This window comes from Pseudomonas sp. RA_35y_Pfl2_P32 (assembly GCF_963970735.1).
Lineage (GTDB): Bacteria > Pseudomonadota > Gammaproteobacteria > Pseudomonadales > Pseudomonadaceae > Aquipseudomonas.
Genome location: NZ_CAXAQF010000045.1, coordinates 1 through 11,393 on the forward strand (window position 1 = coordinate 1; position 11,393 = coordinate 11,393).

The window sequence follows — 11,393 nt, forward strand, 5'->3', positions numbered from 1 at the left end:
CCGCGCTGGCCGCGATCTGGCAAGCCGTGTTGAACCTGGCGCAGGTCAGCGTCGAGGACAACTTCTTCGAACTGGGCGGTGACTCGATCGTCTCGGTGCAGGTGGTGGCGCGCGCCCGTGAGGCCGGCTTGGCGCTGACCCCGCGGGACCTGTTCGAGCAACAGACGGTACGCCGCCTGGCCTTGGTTGCCGGGCATCTGCTGCCCCAGCTGGCACAACCGGCCGCCAGTGGCCTGGCGTTGCTGGATGACGCCGCCTGGACGCGTCTGCCGGTCAGCCGCCAGGCACTGGCCGATGCCTATCCCCTGTCGCCCATGCAGCAAGGCTTGCTGTTCCATGGCCTGAGCGACAACACCGCAGGGGTGTACGTCAATCAACTGGCATTCGACCTCGACGACCTCGATCCCCAGCGTTTGCGCCAGGCTTGGCAACAACTGATCGCTCGCCATCCGATCCTGCGGACCGCCTTCGCCTGGGAGGGGCTGGAGCAGCCTCTGCAACTGGTTTACCAGCAAGTGCCGCAGGACTGGGAAGAGCACGACTGGCGCGGTCGCGATAGCAGCCCGCAGGCCCTGGCGGACTTCGCCGAGCAGCAGCGCGGCCGGGCATTCAGCTTTGACGTGCCGGTGTTGCAGCGGGTCCAGGTAGTGCGCCTGGACACCCACCGTTACCGCCTGGTGTGGACGTACCACCATCTGCTCCTCGATGGCTGGAGCAGCGCGCGGATGATCGAGCAGTGGCTGGGCCTGTATGTCGGTGAAGACACGGGCGCCCAGGCCGGACGTTATGGCGACTACATCGACTGGCTGCAGCGCCAGGAGCCGCTGCGGGGCGAAGCGTTCTGGAAGGCCCGCACCGCGACGCTCGATGCGCCGACCTTGCTTGCCGGAACCGGAACCGGAACCGGGACCGGGACCGCACAGGCGTCGCCTGCAACCGCCGCGCAGCACCTGCTGGAGTTCGCCCTGGACACCCAGGCGACTGAGCGCTTGAAGGATTTTGCCCGCCGCCAGCGGGTCACCCTCAACACCCTGGTGCAAGCCGCCTGGCTGCTGCTCCTGCAGCGCCACAGTGGCCAGCGCGTGGTGTGTTGCGGCGTGACATTGTCGGGGCGCCCGGCCGACCTTGCCGGCAGTGCCGAGATGCTCGGGCTGTTCATCAACACCTTGCCGCTGATCGCCGAGCCACGGGTCCAGCAACCGTTGGCGGACTGGCTCGCGCAGTTGCAGGGCGAGACCTTGCAATTGCAGGAGCAGGCCCATGTGCCGTTGTACGAGGTGCAGCGCTGGGCGGGCAGTGCGGGGCAGTCACTGTTCGACAGCTTGCTGGTGTTCGAGAACTACCCGGTGGACACCGCCCTGCGCAGCCGGGCAATCCAGCGCCTGGGCATCGCTGGGGTGCGTCAGCGCGAGTCCAGCCACTACCCGTTGACCCTCACCGTCAACCCGGGCGAGCAACTGCATCTGGCCTTCGCTGCCCGTGGCGAGGCGTTCAGCGAGGCGTTCCTGGCGCAACTGGCCGAGCATCTGGGTGGCTTGCTGCGCGCGCTGCCGGGGGATCCACAGCGCTGCCTCGGCGAGCTGGCGATGCTTTCGCCCGAGGCCCGTGAGCGTGCCATCGACCGCGCTCGGCAAACCCCGGCGTTGGGTCAGGGGCTGTGCCTGCCCACGCTGTTCGCCGAGCAAGCGCGGCGCACGCCGTCGTTGCCGGCGGTCAGTGACGCCGCCGAAACGCTCGACTATGCCAGCCTCGACCACGCCTCCACGCGCCTGGCCCAGCACCTGCTGGCCCACGGTGTGGGGCCGGCGACGTTGGTCGGGGTGTGCCTGGAGCGTCGGGCCCAGTTGCTGGTGACGCTGCTCGCCGTGCTCAAGGCCGGCGCCGCCTATGTGCCGCTGGACCCGGCGTTCCCGGCCGAGCGCCTGCGCCACATGCTCGATGACAGTCAGGCGCGCTGGGTGTTGACCGACAGTGCGTTGCTCGACCAACTGCCGCCCGCCACCCCCGGCCAGCAGCGCTGGTGCCTGGACCAACTGAGCTTGCCGACTGAGGCGCCAACCTCCCAGGACCTGCCGCGCATCGACCCGCAACAACTGGCCTACATCATCTACACCTCGGGCTCTACCGGGTTGCCCAAGGGGGTTGCCGTGCACCACGGCGCGCTGGCCAACTTCCTGTCGAGCATGGCCCAGGCCCCGGGTCTGGCGATGGGCGAAAAGGTGCTGGCGCTGACTTCGCTGTCATTTGACATCGCGGCGCTGGAGCTTTACCTGCCTCTGGTGCAGGGCGCTAGCGTGGTGATGGCCGATCGGCTGCTGGCGCGCGACGCCGGTCGCTTGCTGCAGTACATCGCTGACCAGGGCGTTGGCTGCGTGCAAGCCACGCCTTCGACCTGGCGCATGCTCAGCGAGCATCCGCAGTTCAGTGTCCTCACTGAGGTGCGCGCGTTGTGCGGGGGCGAGGCCTTGGCCAGCGATCTGGCGGCGCGCCTGCAGACCGTGGTCGGTGAGTTGTGGAACCTCTATGGCCCCACCGAAACCACCATCTGGTCGGCGCGCAAGCGCCTGGACCGCCAGGCCCCTCAGGTCCTGCTGGGTGAAGCCATCGCCGGCACTGCCTTGCATGTCCTGGATGAAAGCCTGGAGCCAGTGGCCGAAGGCGTTGCCGGTGAACTGTACATCGGTGGCGTCGGCCTGGCCCGTGGGTATCACCGCCGTCCGGGCCTGACGGCCGAACGTTTCATCGCCGCGCCCTTCGGTGCTGCGGGCCAGCGCGTGTACCGCACCGGCGACCTGGTGCGCTGGCGTGGCGCGGCGCTGGAGTACCTCGGGCGCATCGACCAACAGGTGAAGATCCGCGGCTACCGCATCGAACTCGGTGAGATCGAAGCCTGCCTGCGGCGCTTCCAGGGCGTACGCGAAGCCGCCGTGGTGGCGCGCCCCGGGCCTGCCGGGGTGGTGCTGGTGGGCTACGTCGAAGCGGATGCGACGCCCGAACTGGCAGCACTGCTCAAGCAGCAACTGCACGCCGCGCTGCCGGATTACATGGTGCCGGCGCAGATCGTGGTGCTGGCGCGGATGCCGCAAACCCCCAATGGCAAGCTCGACCGAAAAGCGTTGCCGGCGCCTGACTGGCAGGCGCGGCGGCAGGTCGAGCCGCGCACGGATCAGGAGCGTCAATTGGCGGCGATCTGGTGTGAGCTGCTGGGCCTGGAGCGCGTGGGCGTCGACGACGACTTCTTCGAGCTTGGCGGGCATTCGTTGCTCCTGACCCGGCTGGTGTCGCGGATCCGCGATGCCTTTGGCCTCGATCTACCGATACACACGCTGTTTGACTACCCCAGCGTCGGCGCCCTTGCCGCACAGCTGGCACATGCACCTGCCGCCGCTGACGACGGGTTGCAGCTGGATTTCATGAATGATTTGCTGGAAGAACTGGAGCAGGCCGAATGAGTAGTGTCCTAGACCCCAAGGTAGCGGCGCAGGACCGTGAGTTTCAGGCCATCAGCGCGCGCCTGGCACAACTGCCGCAGGACAAGCAGCAACTGTTTCTCGCCAAGCTGGCCGCCGCGGGCGTCAACCTGCGCCGTCTGCCGGTGCCTGGCCTGGCGCGTGACGGCGCCCTGGCCCTGTCTGCCGCGCAAAGCCGGCAATGGTTTATCTGGAAGCTCGATCCCCAGGCGCCGACCTACAACCTGCACCGCGCCGTGCGCCTGTCCGGCGAGGTGAACCGGGAGGCCATCGGCACTGCGTTGCGCGACATTCTCGCCCGGCATGAAAACCTGCGCAGCCGTTTCCACGAGGTGGACGGCCAGCCGCACCTGTTGATCGAACCCAGGGCCGAGCTGGAAGTCGCTTACCAGGACCTCGCCGAGCTTGAGGCGCACGCGCGTCAAGCGCGGGTCGATGAGCTGCACATGGCCTGCGCCATTACCCCCTATGACCTGGCCAACGGGCCGTTGCTGCGGGTGACCTTGCTGCGTCTGGCGGCTGATCAATACCTGCTGTTGCTGGGCGTGCACCACATCGTCGCCGATGGCTGGTCGATGAACCTGCTGGTGGACGAGTTCACCCGTGGCTACAACGCCCATTGCCGCGGCGTGGCCACGGAGTTGCCGGCGTTGACGGCGCAGTACGCCGACTGCGCGGCGTGGCAACACAAGCTGCTGGCGGCGGGCGAGGGCGAGCGCCAGTTGGAATACTGGCTGCAGCGTCTGGCCGGTGAGGCGCCGTCCCTGGAGCTGCCGTTCGACCACCAGCGTCCGGTGCGGCCCAGCGGCCAGGGCGCGGTGCTCAGTTTCGAGATCGAGCCGGCGTTGGCCGGGCGTCTGCGCAAGGTGGCCCAGGCCCGTGGCGCGACCCTGTTCATGCTGCTGCTGGCAGCGTTCAAGGTGCAGTTGTATCGCTACAGCGGGCAGGGCGACCTGCGCGTCGGCGTGCCGATTGCCGGGCGTGGCAACCGTGAAAGCGAACGTCTGATCGGGTTCTTCGTCAACACGTTGGTGATGCGCACCGCGCTGGACGGGCGCGAAACCTTTGACACCCTGTTGGCGCGGGTGCGCCAGGGAGCGCTGGCCGACCAGGCCCATCAGGACCTGCCGTTCGAGCAATTGGTCGAGGCGCTGGCGCCGCAGCGCAGCCTCAGTCACAACCCGCTGTTCCAGGTGATCTACAACCACCAGTGGTATGACAGTGCGGCCCTGCAGACCCTGGACGGCGTGGCCATGCAATCGTTGCCGCCGGTCATGCGCGCAGTGGATTGCGATCTGGCGCTGGACACTGCCGAGGACTCCGCCGGGCGTCTGTTCTGCGAACTGAGCTACGCCACCGATCTGTTCAGCGCCCCGCGCATCGAGCGCTGGCGCCGGCACTTCGAAGCGCTGCTTGAGCAGATTGCCGACCGCCCGCAAGCGCGCCTGTGCGATTTTGACCTGCACGAGCCGGCCGCCTGGCAGCAGTTGCAAGCGTGGAACGCACTGCCCGCCAGCCCCCTGGACGAGCCACGGGTACACCAGCGCATCGCCGACTGGGCCGCCCGTACCCCGGACGCCCCGGCCGTGCGTTGCGGCGAGCAGGTCTTGAGCTTTGCCGAGCTGGAGCGCGAGGCCAATCAACTGGCCTGTTACCTGTACGCCCGCGGCGTCGGCCCCGAGTGCCGGGTGGGTGTCGGCCTGCCACGTTCGCCACGGTTGCTGGTGGCGCTGCTGGCGGTGCTCAAGACCGGTGCGGCCTATGTGCCGCTGGACCTGGACTACCCGCAGGAGCGCCTGGCGTACCAGATCCGTGACGCCGGCCTGGCCTGGTTGCTTGGCGACAGTCGCGACCCACGCCGGGCGCCACTGCCCGAAGGGGTCGAGCGCCTGGACCTGGACCTGCTGGACCTGGCTCGCGAGCCCAACCTGACGCCGCCGGTCACACCCCATGGGGACAACCTGGCGTACCTGATCTACACCTCCGGCTCCACCGGTTTGCCCAAGGGCGTGGCGGTGGCCCATGGCCCGTTGGCCATGCATTGCCGGACCATCGGCGCGCGCTACGAAATGACCCCGGCCGACCGCGAATTGCACTTCATGTCGTTCGCCTTCGACGGGGCCCACGAGCGCTGGCTGACGGCCCTGACCCACGGTGCCAGCCTGGTGCTGCGCGACGATAGCCTGTGGACGCCGGAGCAGACCTACCAGGCCATGGGCCGTCACGGGGTGACCGTCGCAGCCTTCCCGCCCGCCTACCTGCAGCAGATTGCCGAGCATGCCGAGGGCCGGGAGGATGTGCCAGCGGTGCGGGTCTACTGCTTTGGCGGGGACGCGGTCCCCCACGCCAGTTTCGAGCACGTGCGCCAGGCCTTGCGCCCGGCGTGGATCATCAACGGCTACGGGCCGACCGAGACGGTGGTCACGCCACTGATCTGGAAAGCCGGCCCGGCCGATCAATGCCAGGCCGGTTACGCGCCGATCGGCGACCGCGTGGGTGCGCGCAGTGCCTGGGTCCTGGACGCAGACCTGAACCCGGTGTCGACGGGCGTGTGTGGCGAGCTGTACCTGGGTGGCGAAGGTCTGGCCCGGGGCTATTTCCAGCGCCCGGGGCTGACGGCCGAACGCTTCGTCGCCGACCCGTTCGGCGCGCCAGGTGCGCGCCTGTACCGCACCGGCGACCTGGTGCGCCAGCGCGCCGACGGCATCCTCGATTACCTGGGCCGGGTCGACCATCAGATCAAGGTCCGTGGTTTTCGCATTGAGCCGGGGGAGATCGAGGCGCGCCTGCGGGCCGACGCCCGGGTGCGCGAAGCGCTGGTGGTGGCGCGCGAAACCCTCACCGGCAAACAACTGGTGGCCTATGTCGCGGCTGATGACGCGCAGTTGGGCGCTGAACTGCGGGCGCTGCTGCGCGAGCAATTGCCGGATTACATGGTGCCGGCACGGATCATGGTGATGCCGCAGTTGCCGCGCAACGCCAACGGCAAGCTGGACCGCAACCAGTTGCCCGAGCCGGTCTGGCAGGCGGACAGCGAAGGCTACCAGGCCCCGGAGGGCGAGCACGAGCAACTGCTGGCGCAGATCTGGAGCGAAGTGCTGGGCCTGCCGCAAGTGGGGGCGCTCGATCATTTCTTCGAACTGGGCGGCCATTCGTTGCTGGCGGTGCAAGTGGTGGCACGCCTGAAGAAACGCCTGGGCCTGGACGTGCCGGTGCGCCAACTGTTCGATACCCCGCGCTTGCGCGACCTGGCACTGACCTTGGCGCAGCCGACGAGCGCCAGCACCGCGCCGGCGTTGCGCGCGCTGCCCCATGCCGATGGCGCACCGCTGTCTTTCAACCAGCAGCGCCTGTGGTTCCTGTGGCAACTGGCCCCCGACAGTGCGGCCTACAACATTGCGGGTGGCCTGCGCTTGCGTGGCACGCTGCGGGTGACGGCGTTGCAGGGCGCATTCGCCCAACTGCAGATGCGCCATTCGGCGCTGCGTACGGTATTTGAGGACGATGGCGAGCGGGTGTGCCAGCGGGTCATCGACGATCTGCCGTTGGCCTTCAGCGAAGTCAGCCTGCAACACCTGGCGGCCGATGAGCGGGAAGCCCAACTGGCGCAGCGCATGGCCGAGGAAGCAAGCTACGGCTTTGACCTGGCCGCTGGCCCGCTGATGCGCGTGTGCCTGGTGCGCCTGGCGGCCGAGGAGCACGTGCTGTTGCTCACCCTGCACCACATCATTGCCGACGGTGCCTCGGTGAAACTGTTGCTGGAGGAATTTGCCCGCTGTTACCGCGCCCGGTGCGAAGGCTCGGTCGCGCAGTTGCCAGCGTTGGCGATCCAGTATGCCGACTTTGCCGTGTGGCAGCGGCAATGGCTGGCCAGCGGCGAATGCGAGCGCCAGCTGGCGCACTGGTCCCGGCACCTGGGCCATGAGCATCCGCTGCTTGAGCTGCCCCTGGACCACCCACGTGCGGCCCAGCAGAGCTTTCGTGGCGACAGCTTCGAATTCGCCGTGACCCCGGCACTGGCGCAGCACCTGCAGCGCCTGGCGCTGGAACAGGGCAGTTCGCTGTTCATGCTGTTGCTGGCAGCCTTTGGCGTGCTGCTGATGCGCTACAGCGGTCAGCGCGACCTGCGGATCGGCGTGCCCATCGGCGGCCGTCAGCAGGAGGAAACCGAGGGCCTGGTGGGCTTCTTCGTCAACACCCAGGTAGTGCGCCTGCAGATCGACGGCCAGGCCTCGTTCGGCCGGCTGCTGGCCCAGGTCCGCGACGACGTGCTGGATGCCCAGGCCCATCAGGACCTGCCGTTCGAGCAACTGGTCGAGGCCTTGCAGCCGCAACGCAGCCTCAGCCACAACCCGCTGTTCCAGGTGCTGTTCAACCACGACCGGGTCGACAGCCTGGCCAGCCTGACGCTGCCGGGGCTGACGGTCGAGGCGCTGGCTGGCGCCCGCCGCAGCACCCAGTTCGACCTGGTCCTGGACACCCGCGAGTGCGCCGACGGCCAGTTGCTCGCCAGCTTGGGCTATGCCACTGACGTGTTCGAGCCAGGCACCATCGCGCGCCTGGGTGGGCACTTCCTGCGTTTGCTGCAGGCGATTGCCCTGGCGCCGGAGGAGGCGGTGGAGTGTCTGCCCTTGCTGGCCTCGGACGAGCGCGAGCAACTGCTGCAAGGCTGGAACGCCACCGAGCGCGACTACCGCCAGGTACCGATGCTGCCGCAGCTGATAAGCCAGCAGGCGCACAACACCCCCCACGCCTGTGCGTTGGTCTTCGGTGAGCGCCAGTTCAGCTATGCCGAGCTTGAGGCGCGGGCCAACCGCCTGGCCCATTGGCTGCGCAGCCAAGGGGTGGGTTGTGATGTGCGGGTTGGCGTATTCGCCGAGCGGTCGGCAGAGCTGGCCATCGCGCTGCTCGCGATCGTCAAGGCGGGCGGCGCCTATCTGCCGCTGGATCCGGACTATCCGGCCGATCGCCTGGCCTTCATGCTCGAAGACAGCAACGTACCGTTATTGCTCACTCAGCAAGCGCTGCTCGGGCGCTTGCCGGCCTGCAACGCGCCGGTGTGGTGCCTGGACCGCGACTGGGCACAGACCGACGGCCAGCCCGAGCACGCGCCCGCCATCGATTACCCGCCGCAGAGCCTGGCCTACTGCATCTACACCTCAGGCTCCACCGGCCGGCCGAAAGGCGTGGGCAACCATCACGCGGGCCTGCTCAATCGCCTGCAATGGATGCAGGACGAATATCGCCTGGATGGCCATGATCGGGTCCTGCAAAAAACCCCCTTCAGTTTTGACGTGTCGGTGTGGGAGTTCTTCTGGCCGTGGCTGGCCGGCGCCACGCTGGTGATCGCCGAGCCTGGCGCGCACCGGGATCCGGCGCGCCTGCGTCAGGTGATCGTCGAACAGCGCATCAGCACACTGCACTTCGTGCCGTCGATGCTCCAGGCGTTTGTTGCCGCCGGCGAGCTGGCGGCCTGCAGCGGGCTGCGCCAGGTGATGTGCAGTGGCGAGGCGCTGCCCCATGAGCTGCAGCAGCAATTCCAGCAGCACCACCACGCGGCGCTGCACAACCTTTATGGACCCACCGAAGCGGCCATCGATGTCAGCTACTGGCATTGCGTCGACGAGCCGGGTCGGCACAGCGTGCCCATCGGCCGGCCGATCGCCAACACCCGCTTGATGATTCTCGACAGCCAGTTGCAGCCGGTGCCGGTGGGGGTGGCGGGCGAGCTGTACATCGCCGGCGCCAACCTGGCGCGGGGTTACCTGGGGCGGGCGGGGCTGACGGCCGAGCGGTTTGTCGCCGATCCGTTTGGCGCCGGGGGCGAGCGCATGTACCGCACCGGCGACCTGGCGCGCTGGCGCCCGGACGGGGTGATCGACTATGTCGGCCGGATCGACCATCAGGTCAAGCTGCGCGGCCTGCGTATCGAACTGGGCGAAATTGAGGCGCGGCTGCTGGAGCATGCCGTGGTACGCGAGGCGGTGGTGGTGGCCTGGCCGGGCGATGCGGGGGCGCAGTTGGTGGGTTATGTCACGCCCGACAGCCCGCAGGCAGACCCCCAAGGGTGGCTGGACGCCTTGCGCGAGCATTTGCGTGAGCACCTGCCGGACTACATGGTGCCGGCCCAGTTGCTGTACCTGGCGAGCATGCCGCTGAGCCCCAATGGCAAGCTTGACCGCAAGGCGCTGCCCGCGCCGCAATGGCAGGCACGCAGCTACCAGGCCCCGCAAGGTGAGCGCGAAACGCTGCTGGCGGCGGTCTGGCAATCGGTGTTGGGGGTGGAGCAGGTCGGCCGCGACGACGATTTCTTCGAGATTGGCGGTCATTCGCTGCTGGCGGTGCGCATCGTTTCGAAGATCCGTGAAGTGTTCGCCATCGAGTTGCCGCTGCGCACGCTGTTCGATACGCCGAACGTGGCAGGCCTGGCCTTGGCCCTTGAGCGTAGCCGCAGCACATCGGTCGATGGCCCGCTGCGCCGTGAACGCCCGGCCCGTGCGCCGTTGTCGTTTGCCCAGCAACGGATGTGGTTCCTCTGGCAACTGGACCCCGCCAGCGATGCCTACAACATGCCGGTGGCCCTGGAGCTGGTGGGCGCGCTGGACCGACTGGCCCTGGAGCGCGCCTTCAGCGGCTTGCTCGAGCGCCACGAAGCGCTGCGCACCTGCTTCCCGAGCGAGGCCGGCGAGGTCTATCAGCAGGTGCTGCCGGCAAGCGGCTTTGCCCTGTCGTTCAGCGACCTGCGCGCCGCCGCCGATCCCCAGGCTGAAGCGGCGGCCTTGCGCACGCACCAGGCGCACGCGGCGTTCGACCTGGTCCAAGGCCCCTTGCTGCGCGGCCAATTGCTGCGCCTGGGGGAGCAACAGCACCACGTGCTGTTGACCCTGCACCATATGGTGGGTGATGGCTGGTCGATGGACATCCTGGTCCGCGAACTGGGCCAGTTGTATGCCGCCGAGTGTGCGGCTGCTGACTCGGCACTGGCGGCCTTGCCGATCCAGTACATCGACTATGCCCTGTGGCAGCGTGACTGGCTGGCCGGCGGGGAGGGCAAGCGTCAGCTCGACTATTGGCAGGCGCAACTGGAGGGGGCCCCGCGCATCCTTGAGTTGCCGGCCGATCACCCGCGTCCTGCGCAGCAGAGCAATCGTGGCGCGAGTGTCAGCGTCAGCCTGCCGGGCACACTGGCGGCCAATCTGGTGCGTCAGGCCCAGGCCCATCACGTCACGCCGTTCATGCTGTTGCTGGCGGCCTTCAATGTATTGCTGCAACGCCTGAGCCGCCAGGATGACCTGTGCGTCGGGGTGCCGGTGGCCAACCGCTTGCGCGGCGAGTGCGAGGGGCTGATCGGCCTGTTCGTCAACACCCAGGTGCTGCGCACCCGCATCGATAGCGCGCAGCCGTTCAGCGCCCTGGTGCGGCAGGTACGCGACAGCGTGCTAGCGGCCCAGGCGCACCAGGACCTGCCCTTCGAGCAACTGGTCGAAGCGCTGCAACCGCAACGCAGCCTCAGTCACAACCCGCTGTTCCAGGTGCTGTTCAGCCTGCAGCGGCATGATGTGGCGCTGCGCGATCAATTGCCGGGCCTGCAGTTGTCGAGCCTGCCGAGCGAACGGCGTACCGCCCAGGTGGATCTGGGGCTGTTTGTCGATCAGCGTGGTGAGCAGCAGTTCGATTGCACCTTCAATTACGCCAGCGATCTGTTCGAACGCGCCAGCATCGAGCGCCTGGCCGGGCATTTCCTGCAACTACTTGAGGCCCTGCTGGCCGAGCCCGCTCGGGCGCTGGGGCGGGCCCCGTTACTGGGCGCCAGCGAACGGGCGGCGGTACTGGCTGCCGGTAACGCCCACGATCACGGGGTGGCCGATTTCGACCTGGTGCACCAGTTCGAGCGCCAGGCCGCCCGTGTGCCCGAGGCGATTG

General features: G+C 68.0%; 2 protein-coding genes. Both read left to right on the forward strand.

All coding sequences use genetic code 11. The features are described 5' to 3' along the window. Positions 1 to 3,452: amino acid adenylation domain-containing protein (locus tag AACY45_RS26820; RefSeq protein WP_339548447.1), on the forward strand; the 3,452-nt coding region annotated here is incomplete at its 5' end. Next, a partial coding sequence (locus AACY45_RS26825; RefSeq protein WP_339548449.1) for an amino acid adenylation domain-containing protein occupies positions 3,449 to 11,393 on the forward strand: 7,945 nt, incomplete at its 3' end. The genes AACY45_RS26820 and AACY45_RS26825, both read left to right, overlap by 4 nt.